Origin of the sequence: Pseudonocardia sp. 73-21 (assembly GCF_001899645.1) — a bacterium.
In the GTDB taxonomy this organism is placed as follows: Bacteria; Actinomycetota; Actinomycetes; order Mycobacteriales; family Pseudonocardiaceae; genus Pseudonocardia.
Window position 1 is genome coordinate 47,782 of the sequence record NZ_MKVV01000054.1, and the last position, 24,669, is coordinate 72,450.

Annotated in this window: 18 protein-coding genes; 12 read left to right on the top strand and 6 right to left on the bottom strand. The window is 73.6% G+C overall.

What is annotated here, in order from left to right; genetic code table 11:
• Positions 1–2: 2 nt before the first annotated feature.
• On the bottom strand, positions 3–1,154 hold the full coding sequence (locus tag BGP03_RS17590; RefSeq protein WP_296376377.1) for a PQQ-dependent sugar dehydrogenase: 1,152 nt from the start codon (positions 1,152–1,154) through the stop codon (positions 3–5).
• Between the two features lie 51 nt (positions 1,155–1,205).
• On the opposite strand from BGP03_RS17590, the gene BGP03_RS17595 reads away from it, so the two are divergent.
• From BGP03_RS17595 to BGP03_RS17605, 3 genes are all read left to right on the top strand, one after another.
• Entirely contained in the window at positions 1,206–2,111 is a 906-nt protein-coding gene (locus BGP03_RS17595; protein ID WP_298800238.1) for a 2-hydroxyacid dehydrogenase, read from the top strand.
• 28 nt (positions 2,112–2,139) lie between these two features.
• Positions 2,140–2,745 carry a DoxX family protein gene (locus tag BGP03_RS17600; protein WP_296376382.1) on the top strand — a complete coding sequence of 202 codons (606 nt, stop codon included), beginning with the start codon at positions 2,140–2,142 and terminating at the stop codon, positions 2,743–2,745.
• 85 nt (positions 2,746–2,830) lie between these two features.
• Positions 2,831–3,688 (top strand): aminoglycoside phosphotransferase family protein, encoded by an 858-nt coding sequence (locus BGP03_RS17605; RefSeq protein ID WP_298800237.1) that lies wholly within the window; start codon positions 2,831–2,833, stop codon positions 3,686–3,688.
• A 104-nt stretch (positions 3,689–3,792) separates the two neighbouring features.
• On the opposite strand, the gene ilvD is transcribed toward BGP03_RS17605, so the two are convergent.
• From ilvD to BGP03_RS17620, 3 genes are read right to left on the bottom strand one after another with little or no spacing between them, the layout of a single operon-like run.
• Entirely contained in the window at positions 3,793–5,634 is a 1,842-nt protein-coding gene (ilvD, locus tag BGP03_RS17610; protein ID WP_298800236.1) for a dihydroxy-acid dehydratase, read from the bottom strand.
• A 4-nt stretch (positions 5,635–5,638) separates the two neighbouring features.
• Positions 5,639–6,019, bottom strand: a complete 381-nt coding sequence (locus BGP03_RS17615; RefSeq protein ID WP_298800235.1) for a PH domain-containing protein — start codon at positions 6,017–6,019, stop codon at positions 5,639–5,641.
• A 4-nt stretch (positions 6,020–6,023) separates the two neighbouring features.
• The gene (locus BGP03_RS17620) at positions 6,024–6,476 is read right to left on the bottom strand and encodes a MarR family transcriptional regulator (protein WP_298800234.1); all 453 of its coding nucleotides are present in this window, start codon (positions 6,474–6,476) and stop codon (positions 6,024–6,026) included.
• Positions 6,477–6,547: 71 nt separating this feature from the next.
• Between BGP03_RS17620 and BGP03_RS17625 the strand changes: the two genes are divergently transcribed.
• From BGP03_RS17625 to BGP03_RS17660, 8 genes are all read left to right on the top strand, one after another.
• Positions 6,548–6,706 (top strand): hypothetical protein, encoded by a 159-nt coding sequence (locus BGP03_RS17625; RefSeq protein WP_296376392.1) that lies wholly within the window; start codon positions 6,548–6,550, stop codon positions 6,704–6,706.
• Positions 6,707–6,975: 269 nt separating this feature from the next.
• Positions 6,976–10,983, top strand: a complete 4,008-nt coding sequence (locus tag BGP03_RS17630; RefSeq protein WP_298800233.1) for an efflux RND transporter permease subunit — start codon at positions 6,976–6,978, stop codon at positions 10,981–10,983.
• A 302-nt stretch (positions 10,984–11,285) separates the two neighbouring features.
• Entirely contained in the window at positions 11,286–13,199 is a 1,914-nt protein-coding gene (locus tag BGP03_RS17635; protein WP_296376395.1) for an acetolactate synthase large subunit, read from the top strand.
• Positions 13,199–13,705, top strand: coding sequence for an acetolactate synthase small subunit (ilvN, locus tag BGP03_RS17640; protein WP_296376434.1), 507 nt, complete (start codon positions 13,199–13,201; stop codon positions 13,703–13,705). The genes BGP03_RS17635 and ilvN overlap by 1 nt, the downstream gene beginning before the upstream one ends.
• A gap of 30 nt (positions 13,706–13,735) precedes the next feature.
• On the top strand, positions 13,736–14,740 hold the full coding sequence (ilvC, locus tag BGP03_RS17645) for a ketol-acid reductoisomerase (protein WP_296376398.1): 1,005 nt from the start codon (positions 13,736–13,738) through the stop codon (positions 14,738–14,740).
• Positions 14,741–14,863: 123 nt separating this feature from the next.
• Positions 14,864–16,465: a phosphoglycerate dehydrogenase gene (gene serA / locus BGP03_RS17650; RefSeq protein ID WP_296376400.1), complete on the top strand. Its 1,602-nt coding sequence runs from the start codon at positions 14,864–14,866 to the stop codon at positions 16,463–16,465.
• Between the two features lie 227 nt (positions 16,466–16,692).
• Positions 16,693–20,043: a S8 family serine peptidase gene (locus BGP03_RS17655; protein WP_298800276.1), complete on the top strand. Its 3,351-nt coding sequence runs from the start codon at positions 16,693–16,695 to the stop codon at positions 20,041–20,043.
• Positions 20,044–20,254: 211 nt separating this feature from the next.
• A complete protein-coding gene (locus BGP03_RS17660) occupies positions 20,255–21,298 on the top strand; it encodes a 3-isopropylmalate dehydrogenase (protein WP_296376404.1) in 1,044 nt (347 codons plus the stop codon).
• Positions 21,299–21,393: 95 nt separating this feature from the next.
• On the opposite strand, the gene BGP03_RS17665 is transcribed toward BGP03_RS17660, so the two are convergent.
• Both BGP03_RS17665 and BGP03_RS17670 read right to left on the bottom strand, forming a co-directional pair.
• Positions 21,394–22,326, bottom strand: coding sequence for a hypothetical protein (locus BGP03_RS17665; protein ID WP_298800232.1), 933 nt, complete (start codon positions 22,324–22,326; stop codon positions 21,394–21,396).
• 123 nt (positions 22,327–22,449) lie between these two features.
• Positions 22,450–22,758 carry an EthD family reductase gene (locus BGP03_RS17670; RefSeq protein ID WP_296376407.1) on the bottom strand — a complete coding sequence of 103 codons (309 nt, stop codon included), beginning with the start codon at positions 22,756–22,758 and terminating at the stop codon, positions 22,450–22,452.
• Between the two features lie 277 nt (positions 22,759–23,035).
• Between BGP03_RS17670 and cimA the strand changes: the two genes are divergently transcribed.
• Positions 23,036–24,646 (top strand): citramalate synthase, encoded by a 1,611-nt coding sequence (gene cimA / locus BGP03_RS17675; RefSeq protein ID WP_298800231.1) that lies wholly within the window; start codon positions 23,036–23,038, stop codon positions 24,644–24,646.
• Positions 24,647–24,669 lie beyond the last annotated feature (23 nt).

Sequence of the window (24,669 nt, forward strand, 5' to 3'; positions counted from 1 at the left end):
TGTCAGGCCGCGCTGGCCCCGCCGCCCGCGGGGGGCTGGATGCGGATCACGCGGTCGTCGCTGGGCACCGGCCTGCCCCCGGCCTTGTTGACGGTGCCCAGCCACAACAGACCGTCCGACGCCAGCGCGGCGGCCGAGAGCCGGCCGTAGGTGCCGACCAGCAGCGTCTCGGGGTCGCCCGTGAACGTGCCGTCGTCGCCCGGGTGCAGCACGAACAGCGCCGCCCCGCCGGTCTCGGCCACCGTCACGACACCGGGTGCGGCCATGCACCCGGCCACGCCGGGCCGGTCGGGCCAGGTCCACGCCGGCGCGGGGAGCGGTCCCGGGACCAGCTTGTGCAGCACGTCGCGGGTGCCGTCGCGGTCGGTGATCCAGGTCAACGTGGACTGCGTGTCGACGCAGATGCCGCCGGGCGCGTGCAGGCCCGAGCTCAGCACCGGCGAACCCGCGGTCGGGTTGCCCGTGCCCGGGCGGCCGAGCGTGTCGATGCGCAGCACCTTGCCGGCCAGACCGGGCCCGCTCGGGTCACCCCCGGCGTCGCCGGTGGCCACCAGCAGCGAACCGTCGACGTCGACGGCGAGCGCACCACCGTTGTCGACCGGGCCGCGGGGGATCCCGACGAGCACCGGCTTGGCGGGCTCGCCGCGGGCGATGCGGACCACCCGGTTGTCGGTGGGCGTGGTGACGTAGGCGTAGAGGAGCTGGTCCTCGGCGTAGGACGGCGAGAGCACGAGCCCCGTCAGCCCGCCGCCGCCGGTGCCGTCGACGGGGACGGTCGCGACCAGGACGGGTGGTTTGCCCTTCGTCACCTGCAGGACACGGCCGGTGGTGCGCTCGCCGACCAGCGCCTGCTCGGGGTCGGGCAGCACGGCGATGGCGCCGACCGGGTTGAGACAGGTGGCCACGACCTGCGGGTCGGCATCCGTACAGCCCGACGCCGGGGCCGGGGTGCCGCTCGAGGGGGCGCCGTTCCCGCCGGACGGCGGTGAGTTCGGCGCACTCGGCTGGGCGATCGCCGGCGGGCCCCCGAGCTCGCCGACCCCCTCGATCTTGGGCTGCCAGGCGCGTGGGCCGTCGTCGGGGAAGGTGGCGCAGCCGGCCAGCAGGAGGCCGAGCGCGGCGATGGTCATGCCGTGCCGCAGCCGTCTCCCCACGGGGACAGGTTAGGTGCCGCGGGGTGAGCGTTCAGTGAGTACGGTCCGGGCATGGCCGAGATCCACGTACTGGTGCCCCACGACGAGGGCGTCGCCGCGCTCGCCGACGTCCCCGGGGTGCGAGCCACCCGCTACGACGTCGACGGCGAGCTGCCGGCCGCGGACGTGCTGGTGCCGCCGTTCCTCGCCAACGCCGACGCCGTCGGGCTCGCCCCGCGGGTGGAGGGGCTGCGGCTGGTGCAGCTGCTCACCGCGGGTGCGGAGAACTGGGTGGGCAAGCTCCCGGACGGTGTCGCGCTCTCGGACTGCCGCGGCGCGCACGGTGGCGCCACCGCGGAGTGGATCGTGGCCGCGATGCTGGCGGTGTACCGGGACCTGCCCGCGTTCGTCCGCAGGCAGGACGAGGCCCGCTGGGACCAGCGCCAGACCCGGGAGCTCGCCGGGAAGAAGGTGCTGATCGTCGGCGCCGGGGACGTCGCGGAGCACACCGTGCGGCGTCTCGCCCCGTTCGAGGTGGAGACCACGCTGGTGGGTCGGCGCGCCCGGGACGGCGTGCACGGCATCGACGAGGTGCTCGACCTGCTGCCCCACTTCGACGCCTGCGTCGTGATCGTGCCCCTCACCGACGACACCCGCGGGCTCGTCGACGCGGCGTTCCTCGCGGCGATGCCCGACGGTGCGCTGCTGGTCAACGCCGCGCGCGGGCCCGTGGCCGACACCGACGCGCTGCTCGCCGAGCTGAACGGCGGCCGCCTGCTCGCGGCCGTCGACGTCACCGATCCGGAGCCGCTGCCCGCCGACCACCCGCTCTGGAAGGCACCGGGCCTGCTGATCACCCCGCACGTCGGGGGGAGCGTCCCGGGGGCGTTCCGCCGCGCCTACCGTATCGCCGCCGAGCAGATCGGGGCCTTCGCCCGCGGGGACAAACCGCCGAACCTCGTCGAGAACGGGTACTGACCGCGCGACCGGGCTACTCTCCCCGACCATGAGCGAGCAGCCGACGACGACGTTCCCGGGGTCGGTGGGGTACGGCACGGACGAGCCGACGAAGACGCGCCCCACCCGCCGTCCCCTGACCTGGAACGGCGGCGCCGACGTCGGCCTGCTGCTCCTGCGGTTCGCGGTCGGCGGGGTGTTCTTCGCGCACGGCGCCCAGAAGGTCTTCGGGATCTGGGGCGGCGCCGGGCAGGCCGCCTTCGCCCGCCAGCTGTCCGGCTACGGCTACCAGCAGGCCGACACGCTGTCGTGGGTCACGGGCATCGGGGAGCTGGTGGCCGGCGCGTTCGTCGTGCTGGGGGTGCTCACGCCGCTGGCGGCGGCCGGACTGCTCGCCGTCATGATCAACGCCGTGCTGGTGAAGCTCGGCAACGGGTTCTTCGTGACCGGCCCGTCCGGCTCGGACGCGCTGGAGTTCGACGTCGTGCTGGGGCTCGCCTCGGCCGCGCTGGTGTTCACCGGTCCCGGCCGGATCGCGCTGGACAACGGCCGCGCCTGGCACCGTCGCCCCGCGTCGTGGGGAGTGCTGGCGCTGGTGATCGGCGTGGCCGCCGCGGTGCTGGTGCGGATCCTGCTGCGCCAGCCGACGCCCTGACCGCATGTGATCGCCCGTCGCCGCACGCCGACGCCCGCGGCCGGGCGTGCCGGTGCGGCGGGCGACGACCACGACGGGACCGCGCGTGAGTGCCCGCGACACGACGTCGTCGCCCACCGGGGGACCGCGATCCGCCGGTGATCCCTGGCTCGCGGCCGTCGGCCGCGCACTCGGTGGAACCGCGCGCGTGCGCGTGCGCAGCCCCCTGGGCGGCGGCTACGTGTCCGACGCGGTGGAGCGGATCGACCTGGACGTCGACGGGCGCGCGGTGGCGGTGGTGCTGAAGGCGGCATCGCCGGTGGAGGTGGCCGCGATGCGCGCGGTGGCGGTGGTCGGTGGGGTGCCCCGGCCGGTCGCCGTCGGGCCGGACTGGATCGTCACGCCGTTCGTGGACGCGCCGCCCCCCGCCGACGGCCGCCCCGTCCCGGACGCGGTCTGGGACACCCTCGCCCGCGTCCACACGCACTGGCACCGCAAACGCCCCCGCGGCATCCCGGTGGTGGACGGCCCGTGGTGGGCGGCGCTCTGCGACCGGACCCTGGTCGCGGTCCGCGGCGGCCTGGCGCGCACGGGTGACACCGCATTCGGTGACGCGGAGAAGGCTCTCCGGTCCTGGCGCGACGACCCGAGGATCCTGCGGGCCCTGGCCACCCTGCCCCGCACGCTCTGCCACGGCGACCCGCACCGCGGCAACATCCTCGGGGACGTGCTGATCGACTGGGGCAACGCCCGCGTCGCGCCCGCCGGCCTGGACCTGGCGGTGCTCCGCGCGCAGGGGGCGGAGCTGCCGTCGGATCACCCCGAGCCCCCCGGCGAGCGCGACTGGGCCGACGTCCACGTCAACGTGCAGTACCTGGGCTTCGCCGCGGACCACCTCGGCCCGGAGCGCGTCGCGGAGATGGTCGAGCTCGCCGCGGCCGCCCTCGGCCGACTGGAGCCGTAGCAAACGAGCGTCGTGCGCCGGCTGGTCATGCCGCCGGGGGGTCGTGCGCGGATATCAGTGCGGGAACACCGTTATCCGCGCACGGGCGCGGTAGCGCACCTCTCTCAGGGCAGCTTGCGGACCGCACCGGTGTGGGCGCTGGTGGCCAGGGCCGCGTAGGCGCGCAGGGCCTTGCTCACCGGGCGGTCGCGGTGCTTCGGCTGCCAGGGGTTCTCGCTCGCCTCCATCTTCGCGCGCCGCTCGGTCAGCACGTCCTCGTCCACCTGCAGCTCGATCACGCGCTGGTGGACGTCGAGCACGATCTGGTCGCCGTCCTCGATCAGGCCGATCACGCCACCGGCCGCGGCCTCGGGGGAGATGTGGCCCACCGAGATACCCGACGAGCCGCCGGAGAACCGCCCGTCGGTGATCAGCGCGCAGACCTTCCCCAGGCCCGTGCCCTTCATGAACGCCGTGGGGTGCAGCATCTCCTGCATGCCGGGCCCACCGGACGGGCCCTCGTAGCGGATCACCAGCACGTCACCGGGCTGCACCTGCTTGGACAGGATCGCCTCGACGGCGGCCTCCTGGCTCTCGACGACCCGCGCGGGGCCCTCGAAGTGCCACAGCTCCTCGGGGATGCCGGCCGACTTGATCACCGCGCCGTCGGGGGCGATGTTGCCGCGCAGCACCGCCAGCCCGCCCTCGACCGTGTAGGCGTGCTCGACGTCGTGGATGCAGCCCTCGGCCGCGTCGGTGTCGAGTGAGCTCCAGCGGTTCTCCGTGGAGAACGCCTGGGTGGTGCGCACCCCGCCGGGGGCGGCGTGGAACAGCTCGACGGCGGTGGCCGACGGCGAGGCGGCGCGGACGTCCCACTCCGACAGCCACTGCGAGAGGGAGGGGGAGTGCACCGTGTGGACGTCCTCGTGCAGGAGCCCGGCCCGCCACAGCTCGCCCAGGATCGCGGGGATGCCGCCGGCGCGGTGCACGTCCTCCATGTGGAAGTCGCCGTTCGGCGCCACCTTCGACAGGCACGGCACGCGGCGCGACACGGCGTCGATCGCGGCGAGGTCGAAGTCGATCTCGCCCTCCTGCGCGGCGGCGAGGATGTGCAGCACCGTGTTGGTGGAGCCGCCCATCGCGACGTCGAGCGCCATCGCGTTCTCGAACGCGTCGCGGGTGGCGATGTTGCGGGGCAGCGCGGTGGCGTCGTCCTCCTCGTACCAGCGACGCGCGAGCTTCATGACCGTCCGGCCGGCCTCGAGGAACAGCTCCCGGCGCGCGGCGTGCGTGGCCAGCGTGGAGCCGTTGCCCGGCAGCGCGAGCCCGAGCGCCTCGGTGAGGCAGTTCATCGAGTTGGCGGTGAACATGCCGGAGCAGGAACCGCAGGTGGGGCACGCGGAGCGCTCCACCTCGGCGAGCCCGGCATCGTCCACCGCGGGGGACGCCGACGCCGAGATCGCCGTGATCAGGTCGGTGGGCGCGTGCGCCACGCCGTCGACGACGACGGCCTTGCCGGCCTCCATCGGCCCGCCGGAGACGAACACGGTGGGGATGTTGAGGCGCATGGCCGCGTTGAGCATGCCGGGGGTGATCTTGTCGCAGTTGGAGATGCACACCAGGGCGTCGGCGGCGTGACCGTTGACCATGTACTCCACCGCGTCGGCGATCACCTCGCGGCTGGGCAGCGAGTAGAGCATCCCGCCGTGGCCCATCGCGATGCCGTCGTCCACGGCGATGGTGTGGAACTCCTTCGCCACCCCGCCCGCCTCACGGATCGCGCCCGCGACGAGGTCGCCCATGTCCTTGAGGTGCACGTGGCCGGGCACGAACTGGGTGTAGGAGTTGGCGATGGCGACGATCGGCTTGCCGAAGTCGTCGTCGGTCATGCCGGTGGCGCGCCAGAGCGACCGCGCTCCGGCGGCGTTGCGGCCGTGGGTGGTGACGCGGGAACGCAGTTCAGGCATTGATCTAGCTCTCTTCTCCGGCCGGGTCGGGAAGCCGGCCACCGCTGACGGCGGCGAGCTGGGGCAGGTCGCGCAGGCCGACGGAGGGGAGCGGTAGCTCGGCCCCGTCGCTCAGCATCGCGCTGACCCGGTTCTTGTCGAGCCGCAGCGTGCTGATCTCCGACCACGGTACGCGCCGGTGCCCGACGACCTTCCGAACGGTCAGCGCCTCGTCGTCGACGGTGGTGCGCACCCGCAGGACCCACACGACCATCGCGATCGGCACGAGGTAGACCAGCTCGCCGAACGGCACCGCGAACGCCACCGGGGTGGCGCAGAACGCGATCGCGACGGCGCCGAGGACGGCCAGGGGACTGGTGCGGAAGATCGCCTGCGGTGCACTCACGTCCTCATGGTCCCTCATGCCCGATCGCCCCGCGCAGGGCGGCGAGACCCTGCTCGAGCCCGCGCAGCGCCTCGGTGTCGACGGCCCGCAGCAGCGTGTGGAGCAGGGTGCGGCCCTCGGTGGTCACCTGTTCGGCGAGGGTCAGTCCCTGCGCGGTCAGCCCGGCCAGCCGGACGCGGCCGTCGGCGGGCGAGGGGGTGCGCTCGACGATGCCGCGGGCCGCGAGCCGGTCGACGAGCCCGGTGACGCTGGCGAGGCTCACGCCGAGGGCGTGGGCGAGCTCGCTGTGGGGCAGCGGGCCGTCCTGGGAGAGCAGCATGACCACGCGGAACTGCTGCATCGTGAGGCCGCTGCCGAGCAGGTGGTCGGCCCCGGCGCGCGACATCACCCGGCGGATCTCCGTGCCGTGGCTCTCGATGGCCGCGAACAACGCCGCGCGCTCGTCGTCGCCCGTCACGTCACCCTTGCCCCGGAGAGCCCGAGCACTCCCGCGATACTCCGCATGGCCCATGGTATCCGATCGCTCGCATGACCTGGCTCGCCCGCCTCAGCGTCACCGCTCCGATCGGGGCGGCGGCCACCGGGCTCCCCGGTGTCACCGGCACGTCGTCGAGCAGCGCCGACGGCGGCTCCGTCGTCACGCCGCCCGCGGGTACGGCACCGACACGGCCACGACCCTGGACGTGACGCCGAGCGGCATCCGCGACCCCCGCATCACCATCGACGCCCACGCCTCCGATGACGGCGTCTTCGGCCTCCCCCGGTGGGGAGTCCCCGACCTACGGGCTCACGGTCCCACCCGGGCGCCCTGCGCTGCGACGTGACGTTGCGGCCGTCGCGGGAGTCGGTCCCTTCCCGGCGCTGACCGTCATCGGCGCTGCTCACGGCGGCTCCGCTCAGGGAAGTCTCAGCATCGCGACGATGCTTCGGATGGTCCGTAGTATTCAATCGAACCCATGACATGGCTCGCCCGCCTCAGCCTCGCCAACCGCGCCGTCGTCGGTCTGGTGACGGTGCTGCTCCTCGCGTTCGGACTGCTGGCCACCGGCTCGCTGCGGCAGGAGCTGCTGCCCTCGTTCAGCGTGCCGACGGTCACGGTCCTCACGCCCTACGCGGGGGCGTCGCCGGAGGTGGTCGCCGAGCAGGTCACGGACCCGATCGAGGCGGCGGTGGCCGGTGTCACCGGTGTCACCGGGACCTCGTCGAGCAGCACCGGCGGCAGCTCCGTCGTGACGCTGAACCTGGCGTACGGCACCGACACCGACACCGCCACCACGCAGGTCGAGCGCGCGATCCAGGGCGCGACGCTCCCCGAGGGCGTGACGGCGAAGGTCGGCACGATCGGCACCGACAGCATCCCGGTGCTGCAGCTCGCCGCCTCCTCGACGCTGCCGCCCGACCAGCTCGCCGCCGTGCTGCGCGACAAGGTCCAGCCGCTGCTCGCCGGGCTCGCCGGGGTCGGCGACGTGAGCCTGACGGGCATCCGCGACCCCCGCATCACCATCGACGTCGACACCGCCAAGGCCGCGGGCAAGGGCGTGTCGCTCACCGCCGTGCAATCGCTGCTGCAGGCCAACGGCGTGCGCGTGCCGGCGGGGCAGCTCTCGCCCGACACCGCGCCCCTGACCGTGCAGGTCGGCAGCCCGATCACGACCGTCGACGAGCTGCGGAACCTCTACCTGACACCAGGTGCCTCCGCCGCCGCGGGCGCCGGTCGCTCCCCGTCCGCCACCCCGTCCGCTGGCGCCCCCTCCGCTGCCGCCCGGTCCGCGGCCGCCGCCGCACCGGCCGACCCGGTGCGCCTCGGCGACATCGCGACGGTCACCGCCGAGCGGGCCCCCGCCACCGGTTACACCCGCACCGACGGCGTCGACAGCATCGGGATCGGCGTCACCAAGACCGGCGACGCCAACACCGTCGCGGTCTCCAAGGCCGTCAACGACGCACTGCCGCAGGTGACCGACCTGCTGGGCGGCCCGGCGCGCGCCGCCGCCGTCACCGTCGTGTTCGACCAGGCCCCGTTCATCCAGCAGTCGGTGTCCGACCTGACCACCGAAGGCCTGCTCGGCCTGGCGTTCGCGGTGCTGGTGATCCTCGCGTTCCTGCTGTCGGTGCGGGCCACGCTGGTGACGGCGGTGTCGATCCCGCTGTCGCTGCTGATCGCGCTGATCGTCCTCTACGTCGGCGGGTTCACCCTCAACATCCTGACCCTCGCCGCGCTGACGGTGGCCGTCGGACGCGTGGTCGACGACTCGATCGTCGTGATCGAGAACATCAAGAGACACATCGGCTACGGCGGCCCCCGGCGTGCGGCGATCCTCACCGGCGTCCGGGAGGTCGCGGGCGCGATCACCGCCTCGACCGTGACGACGGTGGCCGTGTTCGCCCCGATCGGCCTGGTCGGCGGACAGGTCGGGGAGCTGTTCCGGCCGTTCGCGGTGGCCGTCGCGGCCGCGTTGCTGGCGTCGCTGCTCGTGTCGCTGACCGTGGTGCCGGTGCTCGCGTCGCTCGTCATGCGCAGCCCGGCGTCCCCCGCGCACGCCGATCCCGAACCGCAGCAGAAGCCCACCGCCCTGCAACGCGGCTACCTGCCCGTGCTGCGCTGGGCCCTGGCCCGGCCGGTGATCGCCGTGCTGGTCGCGGTCGGCCTGATGGGCGGCACCGTCGCGCTGGTGCCGCTGCTGCAGACGAGCTTCATCGGCAACGCCGGGGGCAACACGCTGTCGATCAGCCAGGAGCTCGCCCCCGGCACCGCGCTGCCGCAGGCCGACGACGCGGCCAAGAAGGTGGAGGCGGTGCTCGGCACGGTCGACGGGGTCAAGAGCTACCAGGCCACGGTGGGCACCACCGGCGCGGCGACGTTCGGTCGGCCCCGGGGGTCCGGCGGCGGCGTCGCCCCGACACGGTTCTCCGTGACGCTCGCCGACAAGGCGGACGCCACGAAGATCGCCGACGACCTGCGCTCCCGCTTCACGGCACTCGGCGACCAGGCCGGCACGCTGACGGTCACCGAGGGGCAGGGCGGCAGCAGCAGCAACGTGGCCGTGGACATCCGCGCCGACGATCCCGCGGTGCTCGCCCAGGCCGCGGACCAGGTGCAGAAGGCCGTGGCCGGGGTGTCCGGCGTCAGCGACGTGCGGAACAACCTCTCGGCCGCCCAGCCCGTCGTCGACGTGACGGTGGACCGGCAGAAGGCGGCCGCGCAGGGGCTGACCGAGGCCCAGATCGGCCAGTCGGTGGCCACGGCCCTGCGGGGTTCCACCGTGGGCACCCTGACGATCGACGGCGTCGCGCAGTCGGTGCTGCTGCGCACCGGCGCGGCCCCCGCCGACCTCGCGGCCCTGCAGAACCTGACGATCACCGGCGCCCGCGGTGACGTCGCCCTGACCGACGTCGCGACGGTCGCCCGCACCACCACCGCGCCGAGCATCGAGCACACCGACGGCGCGCGCAGTGCCCAGGTCACGGCCCGGCCCGACGGCCAGGACCTCGGCGCCGTCACCGCGACGCTGACCACGACCATCGCCGACCTGAAGCTGCCCGCCGGCGCCACGGCGACCATCGGGGGCGTCAGCGCCGACCAGGCCGACGCGTTCGCCCAGCTCGGGCTCGCGCTGCTGGCCGCGATCGCGGTGGTCTACCTGGTGATGGTGGTGACCTTCAAGAGCCTGCTCCAGCCGCTGCTGCTGCTCGTGTCGATCCCGTTCGCGGCCACCGGTGCGCTCGGCCTGCTGCTGATCACGGGCACCCCGCTGGGGGTCGCGGCGATCATCGGGATGCTGATGCTCGTCGGGGTCGTCGTGACCAACGCGATCGTGCTGATCGACCTGGTCAACCAGTACCGGCGGCGCGGCCGGCCGGTGTACGAGGCGATCGTGGAGGGGGCCGGTCAACGGCTGCGTCCGATCCTCATGACGGCCACCGCCACGATCTTCGCGCTGCTGCCGATGGCGCTCGGGCTGACCGGTGGCGGGGCGTTCATCTCCCAGCCGCTGGCCGTGGTGGTGATCGGCGGCCTGGTGACGTCCACGCTGCTGACGCTCGTGCTCGTCCCGGTGCTGTACCTGCTCGCCGAGCGGGGCCGGGAGCGGCGGCGCGGCGGCCCGGTGCCGGCCGACGGCGCGATCGCGGACCGGGGGATGGCCCCGGCCGGGCGGAACGGGGCGGCACCCGACCGTGACGCCGCCCGCGACGGGGCCGCGGCGGCCGCGATCGGCGCAGGCGCGTCGGCGGTCGGTGCGACGCGCAACGGTCACGCCGACCACCTGCCGACGGGTCCGCTGTCGACGGGTCCGCAGCCGGTGGCCGGTTCCGGAACCACGCAGGCCGGCCGACCTGTAGCCGCCACCCGGCCGGACCCGGCCTCCGCCGGCCCGGACCCGGCGCCGACCACCTGGTCCGCCGCCCCGGCCACTCCGGAGACCGGTCCGGCCGCCCGGCCCGCGGTGCAGGGTCTGCTCACCGACCGCGACGGCGTCCCGCTGCCGGGGGCGACGCTCCTCGTCCTCGACGCGGCCGGGACACAGGTCGGGGCCGCCGTCGCCGACGGGAACGGCGGGTTCCGGGTGCCGCTGCCGGCCGCCGGGGAGTACACGCTGGTCGGCCGCAGCGACGGGCACCAGCCCGAGGCCGTGCGGGCCACCGTGCCGATGGGGCCGATCCGCGTCGACATCGCGGTGGAGGGCCCCGCGTCCGTGACGGGCCGGGTCCGCACCGCCGACGGCACGGGGGTGCCCGCGATGCTGACGCTGATCGGCCGCGACGGTGGGATGGCCGCGGCCGTGCGCGCCTCGTCCGACGGCGACTTCCGCTTCAGCCGGGTGGCCGCGGGGGACCACCACCTCGTGGTGATGACCCCGGAGGGCCGCAGCACCACCTACCGCGTGGACGTCCCGCCCGCGGGCACGCTGCGCCAGGATGTGACGTTGCCCGGCTCCCGCGAGGCGGCCCACACCGTCGGCTGAGGCCACATCCCCCGACGTCGCAGCCCGTATGTGCACGTCGCAGCCCGCCGGCGGCCTGCGACGAGCCCGGCGGGCTGCGACGTCGGGCGGGTCCCACGATCTGGTACCCCCGTCCCACTGGGTTGACGCCCCGCCCGCCCGGCCGTTACCTTCGGCCCATGTCCCGGGTCCTCGTACTTCGCAGGCGCGTCCACGCCTGAGCGAGCTCTCGGTCGTCGACGCGCCACCCTCGCACCGCCGTTCCCGGCGGTCGGGGGCTTTTTTGTGTTCGCCAATCGTCAAACAGCGAGGCTGACCTCCAGATGACCACCGCAACGCCCCGTCCCGCGGGCCCGCGACCGGCACCCCCGCCGGCGCGACCCACCCCTGCCACGGCGTCCGAGCCGCGGTTCGACGCGGTTCCCATGACCGGCGCACAGTCGCTCGTACGGTCCCTGGAGGAGGTGGGCTGCGAGGTCGTCTTCGGGATCCCCGGCGGCACGATCCTCCCGGCCTACGACCCGCTGCTCGACTCCACGCGGGTGCGGCACGTGCTGGTGCGCCACGAGCAGGGCGGCGGCCACGCGGCCACGGGGTACGCGCAGGCCACCGGCAAGGTCGGCGTCTGCATGGCCACGTCCGGCCCGGGGGCCACGAACCTCGTCACCCCGATCGCCGACGCCCACATGGACTCGATCCCGATCGTCGCGATCACGGGCCAGCAGTCCCGGCCGCTGATCGGCACGGACGCCTTCCAGGAAGCCGACATCACCGGCATCACGATGCCGATCACCAAGCACAACATGCTGGTGACCGACGCGAAGGACATCCCGCGCGCGATCACGGAGGCGTTCCACCTGGCCAGCACCGGGCGTCCGGGGCCGGTCCTGGTGGACATCCCCAAGGACGTCCTGCAGGAGATGACGACCTTCACCTGGCCGGCGGAGATGAAGCTGCCCGGCTACCGGCCCACCACGCGGCCGCACGGCAAGCAGATCCGCGAGGCGGCCAAGCTCATCTGCTCGGCGAAGCACCCGGTGCTCTACGTCGGCGGCGGCGTGCTCAAGGCGCAGGCCTCGGCGGAGCTGCTGCGGCTGGCCGAGCTCACCGGCATCCCGGTGGTCACCACGCTGATGGCCCGGGGCGCGTTCCCCGACAGCCACCCGCAGCACGTCGGCATGCCCGGCATGCACGGCACGGTGGCGGCGGTGGCGGCGATGCAGGAGTCCGACCTGCTGGTGGCGCTGGGCTCGCGCTTCGACGACCGCGTCACCGGCGTCCTGTCGAGCTTCGCCCCGAACGCCGCCGTCGTGCACGCCGACATCGACCCGGCCGAGATCTCCAAGAACCGCCGCGCGGACGTCCCGATCGTGGGCGACTGCAAGGAGGTCATCACCGAGCTGATCGACGCCGTCACGGCCGAGCGGGCCGAGCGCGGCCACGCCGAGCTGAAGGAGTGGTGGGCGCGGCTCGACGACCTGCGCGCCACCTACCCGCTGGGCTACGACTGGCCCGCCGACGGCTCGCTCTCGCCCGAGTACGTGATCGAGCGCATCGGTCAGATCGCCGGCCCCGACGCCGTGTACGTCGCGGGCGTCGGCCAGCACCAGATGTGGGCCGCGCAGTTCATCTCCTACGAGAAGCCGCGCTCGTGGCTCAACTCCGGGGGCCTGGGCACGATGGGCTTCGCGGTGCCGGCGGCGATGGGCGCCAAGATGGCCCGCCCCGACGACGTCATCTGGGCCATCGACGGCGACGGCTGCTTCCAGATGACCAACCAGGAGCTCGCCACCTGCGCCATCGAGGGCATCCCGATCAAGGTGGCCGTCATCAACAACGGCAACCTGGGCATGGTCCGGCAGTGGCAGAACCTGTTCTACTCCGGGCGCTACAGCCAGACCGACCTCGGCACGCACAAGCACCGCATTCCCGACTTCAAGCTGCTCGCCGAGGCCATGGGCTGCGTCGGGCTGCGCGCGGAGTCCAAGGAGGACGTCGACCGCGTCATCCGGCAGGCCATGGAGATCAACGACCAGCCGGTCGTCATCGACTTCGTCGTGGGTGCCGACGCGCAGGTGTGGCCGATGGTGGCCGCGGGCACCGGCAACTCCGAGATCATGGCAGCGCGCAACATCCGCCCGCTGTTCGACGGTGACGAGCTGGCCGCGGGCGTCGACGAGGTCTCGGCGGTCACGGCCGAGGCCCAGCAGGAGTCCGCACAGGGGGAGTCGGAATGATCGAGCGTCACACCCTGTCGGTGCTGGTCGAGGACAAGCCCGGCGTGCTCGCCCGCGTGTCGGGGCTGTTCTCCCGGCGCGGGTTCAACATCGTCTCGCTGGCCGTCGGCCCCACCGAGCACGCGGGAGTCTCCCGCATGACCATCGTGGTGGAGGTCGACGACTTCCCCCTCGAGCAGGTCACCAAGCAGCTCAACAAGCTGATCCACGTCATCAAGATCGTGGAGCTGGAGCCGGCCGCGTCGGTGCAGCGCGAGGTGCTGCTGGTGAAGGTGCGGGCCGACCCGGCCGTGCGCAGCCAGGTGCTGGAGATCGTCAACCTCTTCCGCGCCCGTGCCGTCGACGTCACGCCCGAGGCCGTCACGATCGAGGCCACCGGCACGGCTGAGAAGATCGGCGCGCTGCTCAAGAACCTGGAGCCCTACGGCATCCGCGAGATGGTGCAGTCCGGGACGATCGCCGTCGGCCGCGGGCCGCGTTCGATCACCGCCACAGCTGTTCGCTGACCCAACGAGTTAAGGACGAGAACACCCGACATGAGCGTGAACATCTACTACGACGACGACGCCGACCTGTCGATCATCCAGGGCCGCAAGGTCGCCGTGATCGGCTACGGCAGCCAGGGCCACGCGCACTCGTTGTCGCTGCGCGACTCGGGCGTCGACGTCCGCATCGGCCTCCCGGAGGGCTCGAAGAGCCGCGCCAAGGCCGCCGACGAGGGCCTGACGGTGGGCACGCCCGCCGAGGTCTCCGCCTGGGCCGACCTGATCATGATCCTGGCGCCGGACACCAAGCAGCGCTTCATCTACGCCGACGACATCGCGCCCAACCTGAAGGCCGGCGACGCGATCTTCTTCGGCCACGGCTTCAACATCCGCTACGACCTCATCACGCCGCCGGCGGACGTCGACGTCGCGATGGTGGCCCCCAAGGGCCCCGGCCACCTCGTGCGCCGCCAGTTCGTCGACGGCAAGGGCGTGCCCGCCCTGATCGCGGTCGAGCAGGACGCCTCGGGCAACGCGAAGGCGCTCGCCCTGTCGTACGCGGCGGCGATCGGCGGCGCCCGGGCAGGCGTCATCGAGACCACGTTCAAGGAGGAGACCGAGACCGACCTGTTCGGTGAGCAGGCCGTCCTCTGCGGTGGCGCGGCCGCGCTGGTCCAGACCGGTTTCGAGGTGCTCACCGAGGCCGGCTACGCCCCGGAGATCGCGTACTTCGAGTGCCTCCACGAGCTCAAGCTGATCGTCGACCTCATGTACGAGGGCGGCATCGCCAACGAGCGCTTCTCCATCTCCGACACCGCCGAGTACGGCGACCTCACCCGCGGCCCGCGCGTCGTCAACGCGCAGACCAAGGAGGAGATGAAGAAGATCCTCGCCGAGATCCAGGACGGCCGCTTCGCCGCCGAGTGGGTGGCCGAGGACGAGGCCGGGCGCCCGAACTTCACGAAGCTGCAGGCCGAGGGTGCGGCGCACCCCATCGAAGAGGTGGGCGAGAAGCTCCGCGGCCTGATGAGCTGGGTGGGCAGCAAGGCCACCTGAGCCCGTTGCCCCGACGAACGGCACCTCCGTCGCCACCAGTGCGACGGGAGTGCCGTTCGTCGTCGGTGGGCGCGGAACTACGATCGGGTGAGTACCAGCCGTCTATCCGGGAGCAGTCACAGCGTGAGCACCGTCGCCACCCGTCCTGTCGTCCTGCTCGCCGAGAAGCTCGCCCCGTCCGCCGTCGCCGTGCTGGGTGACGACGTCGAGATCCGTGAGGTCGACGGCACCGACCGCCCCGCGTTCCTCGCCGCACTGGCCGACGCCGACGCGCTGCTGGTCCGCTCCGCCACCCGCGTCGACGCCGAGGCCCTCGCCGCGTCGCGCCGGCTCAAGGTCGTGGCCCGCGCCGGGGTCGGCCTCGACAACGTCGACGTCCCCGCGGCCACCGCGCGCGGCGTGATGGTGGTCAACGCACCGACGTCCAACATCGTGAGCGCCGCCGAGCACGCCGTCGCGCTGCTGCTGGCCGCGGCCCGGCACATCCCCGCCGCCGACGCGAGCCTGCGCGCGGGCAAGTGGGCGCGCAGCGCGCTCACCGGCACCGAGATCAACGGCAAGATCGCCGGCATCGTGGGCCTGGGCAAGATCGGCCAGCTGGTGGCGCAGCGCCTCGCCGCGTTCGGCGTCGAGCTCATCGCGTACGACCCGTACGTCTCGCCGGCCCGCGCCGGGCAGCTGGGCATCGAGCTCGTGGGCCTCGACGAGCTGCTGGAGCGCGCCGAGCTGATCTCCATCCACCTGCCGAAGACCCCGGAGACGCTCGGGCTCATCGGCAAGGACCAGCTCGCGGTCACCAAGCCGGGTGTGATCATCGTGAACGCCGCCCGCGGGGGCCTGGTGGACGAGGACGCGCTGGCCGAGGCCGTGCGCAGCGGCCACGTCGGCGGCGCGGGCGTGGACGTCTACGTCACCGAGCCCACCACGTCCAGCCCGCTCTTCGAGATCCCGCAGATCGTGGTCACGCCGCACCTGGGCGCGTCCACCGAGGAGGCCCAGGACCGCGCGGGCACCGACGTCGCCCGCTCGGTGCTGCTGGCGCTGGCCGGGGAGTTCGTGCCCGACGCGGTCAACGTGCAGGTCGGCGGGGCCGTGGGCGAGGAGGTGGCGCCGTGGCTGCCGCTGGTGCAGAAGCTCGGCACCGTGCTGCACGCCGTCGCGGGTGCGGTGCCCAGCGCTGTCACCGTCGACATCTCGGGCGAGCTCGCCGCCGAGGAGGTGTCGGTGCTGCAGCTCGCCGCCCTGCGCGGGCTGTTCACCCACGTCGTCGAGGACCAGGTCACGTTCGTCAACGCGCCCGCCCTCGCGGCCGATCGCGGCGTCACCGTCGAGCTGACCACCGCGCCGGAGAGCGAGAACTTCCGCAGCGTCGTCCAGCTGCGCGCCGCGATGCCCGACGGCCAGGCCGTCACGGTGTCGGGCACGCTGTCCGGCCGCTCGCAGACCCACAAGCTCGTGGAGGTCAACGGCCGCCACTTCGACCTGCGGGCCGAGGGCGACGTCGTGCTGCTGGAGTACGCCGACCGGCCCGGTGTGATGGGGCGCGTCGGCTCGCTGCTGGGGGAGGCCGCGGTCAACATCGAGGCCGCCCAGATCAGCCAGACCAACGACGGCTCGGACGCGATCATGCTGCTGCGCGTGGACCGGGCGATCGACCCGGGGGTGCTGGGGCCCATCGGGGCGTCGGTCGGCGCGTCGACCACCCGGCTGATCTCGTTCGACTGAGAGCGGCTGCGCCGCCCGTGCGCGGATAACAGTGTTCCCGCACTGATATCCGCGCACGACCCCGCCGTCCCCCGACCGTCGGGTGGACGCGGTCACCTGATCGGTTGGCCGCCCGCCCGGCACCCGCTCACCGGCGGCTCATCGCTCTAGGTTCCCCGGACGACGCCGGACCTCCCGGTGCGCGACGGGGGTGAACGGTGGCGCGACCGCGGTGGCGCACGGTGACCATGCTGGTCGGGATGGTCGGGCTGGTCGGGCTGGTCGGGACGCTGCTGGTGTCGCTCGCGGTCCCGGCGGCGGCGGACCCGGTTCCGGCGGGCCCGGCGTCGGCGGTGTTCGTCGAGTTCGACCAGCCCTCGGCCCTGCAGGAGTACGCGGAGCGCCGGGGCCAGGGCGCCGCGCTCGCGCAGGGGGCGGCCCGGGCGGCGCGCAGCCTCATCGCCGAGATCACCAACGAGCTGCTCTCCGACTTCTTCCGTGGTGCCGAGGACTCGAGCGAGATCTTCCGGACGAGCAACGCGATCGCCGGGGTCGCGGTCGAGGCCACCCCGCAGATGACGCGCGAGATCGCGGAACGCCCGGGGGTGCGCTCGGTCCGCCGGATCACCCCCGCCCGCATCTCCGGCGCCGACGGCGACCAGCTCGGCCGCGCCGTGAACGCCTGGCAGCAGACCGGGCGGCTCGGCACCGGCGTGCGCATCGGGATCATCGACACGGGCATCGACTACACCCACGCCGACTTCGGCGGGCCCGGCACGGTCGCCGCCTTCACGGCCGTCGACCCGACGCGGGTGGATCCCGCCACGTTCCCGACGGCGAAGGTCGTCGGCGGCGTCGACCTCGCCGGCGACGACTACGACGCCGACTCAGGCGACCCCGCCCGCGCCATCCCGCGCCCCGACGGCAACCCGCTCGACTGCGAGGGACACGGCTCCCACGTCGCGGGCACCGCGGCCGGCTACGGCGTGGGCGCGGACGGCTCGACGTTCCGGGGCGACTACTCCCGGCTCACCCCCGCGGCGCTCGACCACATGCGCATCGGCCCCGGCGCCGCGCCCGGCGCGTCGCTCTACGCCATCCGGGTCTTCGGCTGCACCGGCTCCACGGAGCTCACGGCGCTGGGGCTCGACCGCGCGCTGGACCCGAACGACGACGGCGACTTCTCCGACCGCCTCGACGTCGTCAACCTCTCGCTGGGCTCGTCCTTCGGGGCCGTCGACGATCCCGTCAACGACTTCGTGCACGTCCTGACACAGAACGGGGTGCTCGTCGTGGCCGCGGCCGGCAACTCCGGCGACCTCTACGACGCCGGCGGTTCGCCCGGCAACAGCCCGGACGCGATCGGGGTGGCCAGCGTCCGCGACGCGGATGCGGTGCTCGACGGCGTCGAGGGCCCGGGCGGGCCGCTGGCCGGCCAGTACAGCCAGGAGTACGGACGCTACGACACGCTCGACGTGGCGGCCCCCGTCGTCGATCTCCGGGGCGACGGGTGCTCGCCGTTCGACGGCGTCCGGGGGAAGATCGTCTGGCTGGAGTGGGACGACGACCCGGCGGCCCGCGGGTGCGGTTCGACGACCCGCGCCGACAACGCGCTGGCCGCCGGCGCCGTGGGCGTGCTCCTGACCTCCGGACAGCCCGACTTCGGCTCCGTCCGGATCTCCGGCGACGCGGGCATCCCGATGTTCCAGCTCACCGGCCCGGCGACGGCGGCCCTGCGCCCGCAGCTCGCCGCCCAGCCGCGCGTCCGGTTCGCGGGCGCGCTGCGGAAGTCGCAGGTGGTGCGCAGCCCGCAGATCGAGGACACCATCAGCGACTTCAGCGCCCGCGGCTCGCGCGGACCCGTCGTCAAGCCCGACGTGGCGGCCCCGGGGGAGTCGATCGCGTCGGCCGAGTCGGGGTCGGGCAACGACCGGATCAGCGAGTCGGGCACGTCGATGGCCAGCCCGTTCGTGGCGGGCGTGGCCGCGCTCGTGCGCGAGGCCCACCGGTCGTGGGACCCGGCCGAGGTCAAGACCGCGGTCATGAACACCGCCGCCGCCGACGTCTGGACGGGCGAGAACCGCACGGGCCTGCGGCTGCCGCCGATGCGCGTCGGGTCGGGCCGGATCGACGCCGCCGCGGCGCTCGCCACGTCGGTGCTGGCCGGGAACGCCGACGAGCCGGGCGCCGTCAGCGTCACGTTCGGGACGGTGGACGTGCCGCCGGGCCGGCCGCTGGTGCGCCGGGAGCGCGTGCGCGTGCGCGACACGGGGGCGTTCCCGGCCGGGCTGTCCGTCGGCTACGAGCCGGTCACCCGGGTGCCCGGTGTGCGCATCGACGTGGCGCCGTCCCGGGTGACGGTGATGCCGGGCGTCGACGCGTTCGTCGAGGTCACGATGCGGATCGACGACCCCGCCGCGCTGCGCCGCACCGCCGACCCGACGCTCGCCCTCGAACAGGAGGGCCGCCCGCGCGACTACCTCGCCGACGCCTCCGGGCACCTCGTCCTCACCCCCGCGGGCGGGCAGGCCCCGGCGCTGCGGGTGCCGGTCTCGGTGTCCCCGAAGCCCGTCTCGACGCTGACCCCGGCCCGTTCCGGGACCGGTGTGACCCTGCGCGGCACGGGCGTCGACCAGGGCACCGGCCGGGAGGCCTACCGCTCCCGCGTCGGTGTGTTCGCGCTCGCCGCCACCAGCCCCGAACTGCCGGTGTGCGCCGTGACCGCCGCGACGGCCGGGTGCGTCGCGAACGACACCGGCCGCGGCGGCGACCTGCGCTACGTCGGCCTGGCGTCGACGGCGGGCCGCTCCCGCGACCCGGTGCTCGGCATCGCCGTCACGACGTGGGCCGACCTGTACGACGTGGGCACCATGACCGTGCCCGAGGCGCTGATCGACGTGAACGGCGACGGCCGCCCCGACTACTCGACGACGCTGGCGACCATCACCGACACCGACGTGCTGGTCGCCACCACCGTCGACCTGCACGCCCTGCCCGCCCGCCAGGTGGACGTGCAGCCCGTCAACGGGTTCGACGGCGCCACCGACACCGGCGTGTTCGACACCGACGCGTGGGTGCTGCCCGTGCGGCTCGCCGCGCTCGGCATCGACCCGGCCGGGACGTCCGCGCCGATCGGCGTGCACGTCGTCGTGCACGGCGAGTACGGACCGCCGGCGTCGAGGAACGGGGTCGTCGACGAGATGGACGGGACGGCGCGGTTCGACCCGCTGGCACCGGGTGCGGTCGGTGCGGCGACGGTGCTCGTCCCGGCCGACGACGGCACCACCGTCCCCGTGGCGGGCCGGGGTCCGCTGCTCGTCGTCGTGGGGCAGAACGGCCCGGGCCACCGCGTGACGGCCCTGGGTGCGGTGCCCGCGCCCACCGCGGCCCCACCGGCCACCGCACCCGGCGCCGTGGTCCCACAGGGCCGCCCGGTGCCCGGGCCGGGCGCGCCGGTGGCGCCCGCCGCGGCGCCGGTCGAGCCGGAACCCACGGCGGCACCGTCGCGTCCGACCCCGTTGTCCCCGTTGTCCCCGTCGTCCCGGTCGACCCCGTCCCCACCGAGCGCGGCGACCCGCACCGGGGCGGCGTCGGGGTGACCTGGATGCCCCGCCGAACCGACGTGCGGGCACAATGGCCCGCTCGGGGGCGTGTCGCGTCCGGGCCGGGCCCGGACCGGGCGTCGAAGTGCCCGGTTTCACCCGACAGGGCGACCACGTTCGGGTGGCGGGCGAACGGGTGGTCCTGTTGCAGCCGGTAGCGTTCGGCCGGGCTGATTTCGGGGCCACACTTGAAGAGAGGACATCAGGCATGCGCCTTGCGGTCATACCGGGCGACGGCATCGGGCCGGAGGTCATCGACGAGGCGCTGAAGGTCCTCAACGAGGTCGCGCCGGGCGCGGAGACCACGGAGTACGACCTCGGCGCCGCGCGCTGGCACTCCACGGGCGAGCTGCTCCCGGAGTCGGTGCTCACGGAGCTCCAGCAGCACGACGCGATCCTGCTCGGCGCGGTCGGCGACCCCTCGGTGCCCAGCGGCATCCTGGAGCGCGGCCTGCTGCTGCGCCTGCGATTCGAGCTCGACCACCACGTCAACCTGCGCCCGTCCCGGCTCTACCCCGGCGTGCGGGGCCCCCTGGCGGGCAACCAGGAGATCGACATGGTCGTCGTGCGCGAGGGCACCGAGGGCCCTTACGTCGGCACCGGCGGCCTGCTGCGCAAGGACACGCCGCACGAGATCGCCACCGAGGTCAGCGTCAACACGGCCTTCGGCGTGGAGCGCGTCGTGCGCGACGCGTTCGGCCGGGCCGAGCGCCGCCCCCGCAAGCACCTCACGCTCGTGCACAAGACCAACGTGCTGACGTTCTCCGGCCGGCTGTGGTCGCGCATCGTGGAGGAGGTGTCGCTGGAGCACCCGGAGGTCTCGGTCGCCTACCAGCACGTCGACGCCACGATGGTCCACCTCGTGCAGGACCCGGGCCGCTTCGACGTGATCGTCACCGACAACCTGTTCGGCGACATCCTCACCGACCTCGCCGGCGCCGTCACCGGTGGCATCGGCCTCGCGGCCAGCGGCAACCTCGACGTCAGCCGCCGCAACCCCAGCATGTTCGAGCCGGTGCACGGCAGCGCGCCCGACATCGCCGGCCAGGGCATCGCCGACCCGACGGCCGCGGTGCTGTCGGTGGCGCTGCTGCTCGACCACCTGGGCGACAGCGCGTCGGCGGGCCGCATCGAGGCCGCGGTGGCCTTCGACCTGGCGACGAGGGACCACAGCGCGACGGGCCACACGCGCAGCATCGGCGACCGCCTGGCGGCCCTGGTGAGCGCGCACGCGACGTCCCCGTCGGCGTAAGCCACCAGCCCGTCCGCGGTTCAGGAAAGCCACTTTCAGGTCATCTCACGACAGGAAAGTGGCTTTCCTGAACCCGCCGCGGATCACCCGCCGGCTCACGTGGCTCGTGCTCTCTCTGCTGTGAGGGTGGGCCTCGCACGGTTGCTCGCCTGCTCGTAGGTCGCCCGTAGCTGCCCGATGACGTAAGGGGCGTCCGTCTCCAGCTTCGTGGGCTTGGTCGCGGTGTGGACCGCCCCGGCCGCGGTGAAGCCTGCCGCCCGTTCGACGGTGAGGTCGTGGTCCTCGGGGCTCAGATGCCACTCGGACGACTCGATCTCCCACACCACGGCCACCTCGTCGAGCCAGCAGTCGGCGATGCCGAGGAACCGTCCCTCGGCGTCGCGAACAGTGGCGTTCCACCACGGCTCCGGCAGGCCGGTCTTCGGCCACAGCCGCTTGGCGGCGAGCTCGGCTGCCGACCGCACGCCGGCCCGCAACTCCTTGAGCACGGCCGTGGGCGCGGCGATACCCCGGCGGGACCCCGAGTCGAGCTCCTCCGCCAGTGACGAGATCGTGCACACCCCACGCTGGACGGCGTCCGCACACGCCCGGGGTACGGCGGCGAGCGGCACCCCATCACGCGTCGGCCCGCCGGGCAGCCGTTTGGTGCGTGTGACGTGCACGAATCCGACGGAACGCACCTGGCGGTCGTCGGGGATCAGGACCTGTACCTCGGCGTACTCACCACTGTCGACGACCGGCCGGGCCGGCCCGCGTCGGACGCCGTGACGCCGGCAGACCTCGAGTCCGGTGACGACCGCATCCGGACCGCACAGCAGCAGGGCTGCGTGGACCTGCTGTGTGCGCGTGGGCCGTCCGGTGAACAGCAGGATCACGCCGGGCAGGATGCGCTGCCAGGGGCCACCGTCGAGGCATCGTCGGTAGACGGTGCGCTCGGAGAACCCGAACTCCACGAGCTGTCGAGCGGTGGCGACGCCCAGCGGGAACGTCGCCCGGACGTCGGTGTGTCGAGGAAGAGCGCGAGTCACGCAGAAATGGTGACGGCACGGCCCTCGGCCCGTGGCCGATTCGGACAACCCGGTTCAGGAAAGCCACTTTCAGGTCCTCTGGCGACAGCAAAGTGGCTTTCCTGAACGTCGGGGCAGGTGCCTCTAGGCCTCGCGCGCCTCGCCGCTCACCAGCGTGACACCGGCGCCGGCGAAGTTCGGCAGGTCCGCCACCGCGGCCTGGCCCACCTCGCCGCTCATGCCGGCGCCGAAGGACGCCTCGTCGTCGAACTCCAGGACGGCGATGAGGTAGTAGGCGGGGGCGTTGCCCTCGGGGTCCGGGCCCGGGTGGGAGATCGTGTAGCGCCGCAGTCCGGGCAGCTTCTTCGCGAGGGGGGCGTGCACGGTGTCGTAGTGCTTGTCGAACGCCTCGGGGTCCTCGGGCTGGTTGTAGAGCGCGGTGAGCTGGTACAAGGGGGCACCTCCGGGTGGGCGGGCCCGCGCGCGGCGGTGCACGCGGACTCCGCCGACATCTTTAGTCGATCCGAGTGGCCGCGGACACGCCCGTCCCAGCATGTGGAACATCGGTGTGACACCGCGGGACGCCCCGTGCCATGCTCCGTGACGTGTCCACCACCAGCGTGATCATTATCGACGGGCGCGTCGGCTGACAGCACCACGGCCGACGCGCAGACCTCTCGCATTCGCGGGGGGTCTTTTTTGTTGCCCGAACCACCACGAGAGGCTCGAGATGTCCCGCACCGCCCCCGTCGGAACGCCGCTCGGCGACGCGTTCCACGTCTTCGACACGACGCTGCGCGACGGCGCCCAGCGCGAGGGCATCTCCTACTCGGTGGCCGACAAGCTGGCGGTCGCCCGCCACCTCGACGCGCTGGGCGTGGGCTTCATCGAAGGCGGCTGGCCGGGTGCGATGCCGAAGGACACGGAGTTCTTCGCCCGTGCCCGGGAGCTCGACCTGCGGCACGCGGCCCTGGTCGCGTTCGGGGCCACCCGCCGACCCGGGCTCGCGGCCGACCACGACCCGCAGGTCCGTGCGCTGCTCGACAGCGCCGCGCCCGTCGTCACGCTGGTGGCCAAGTCCGACCGCCGCCACATCGAGCGCGCCCTGCGCACCGACGTGGCCGAGAACTGCGCGATGGTGACCGACACCGTCGCGTTCCTGCGCGGCGAGGGCCGCCGCGTGTTCGTCGACGCCGAGCACTTCTTCGACGGCTACGCGTTCGACCCCGACACGGCACTGCGCGTGCTGGAGGCGGCCGTGAACGCGGGCGCCGACGTCGCGGTGCTGTGCGACACCAACGGCGGCATGCTCCCCCTGGGCATCGCCGAGGTGGTGACGGAGGTGGCCGCCCGCACCGGGTTCCGTCTGGGCATCCACTGCCAGGACGACACCGGGTGCGCCGTGGCCAACTCCGTCGCCGCCGTCCAGGCCGGTGCCACGCACGTGCAGTGCACCGCCAACGGCTACGGGGAGCGGGCCGGCAACGCCGACCTGTTCGCCGTGGTCGGGAACCTGGTGACCAAGCTGGGCATGCCCGTCCTACCGGACGGCCGCTTCAGCGAGCTGACCCGCACCTCGCACGCGTTGGCTGCGATCGCCAACATCGCACCCGAGCGCCACCAAGCGTATGTCGGGACGTCAGCGTTCGCCCACAAGGCGGGCCTGCACGCGAGTGCGATCAAGGTGGACCCCGAGCTGTACAACCACATGGACCCTGTGGACGTCGGCAACGGGCAGCGGGTGCTGGTCACCGAGATGGCCGGCCGGGCCAGCGTCGAGCTCAAGGGCTCCGAGCTCGGCCTCGACCTGGCCGGCCATCCCGACGCGGTGTCGTCCGTCGTGGCGACCGTGAAGGAACGCGAGGCGAAGGGCTGGTCCTACGAGGCGTCCGACGCCTCGCTGGAGCTGCTCATGCGCTCGGCGCTGGGGTCGTCGCAGCAGGCCCCGTTCACCCTCGAGTCCTACCGCGTGATCACCGAACGCCGCCAGGACGGCCAGGTGGTCGCCGAGGCGACCGTCAAGATCCTCGTCGACGGCGAGCGGCTCATCGCGACGGCCGAGGGCAACGGCCCGGTCAACGCGCTCGACGCGGCGCTGCGGGCCGCGCTCACCCCGTCGTGCCCGTGGCTGGCCGACGTCGAGCTCTCGGACTACAAGGTGCGCATCCTGACGCGCGGCACGGCGGCGGTGACGCGGGTGCTGCTGGAGTCGACGGACCACGCCGGTTCCTGGAGCACGGTCGGCGTGCACGGCAACGTGGTGGAGGCGAGCTGGCTGGCGCTGGTCGACGCCCTCGCCTACGCGGCGCTGCGCCGCACCCCGGTGGCCGCGAGCCGGTGATCGACCGTGACCGCCCGCGGTCG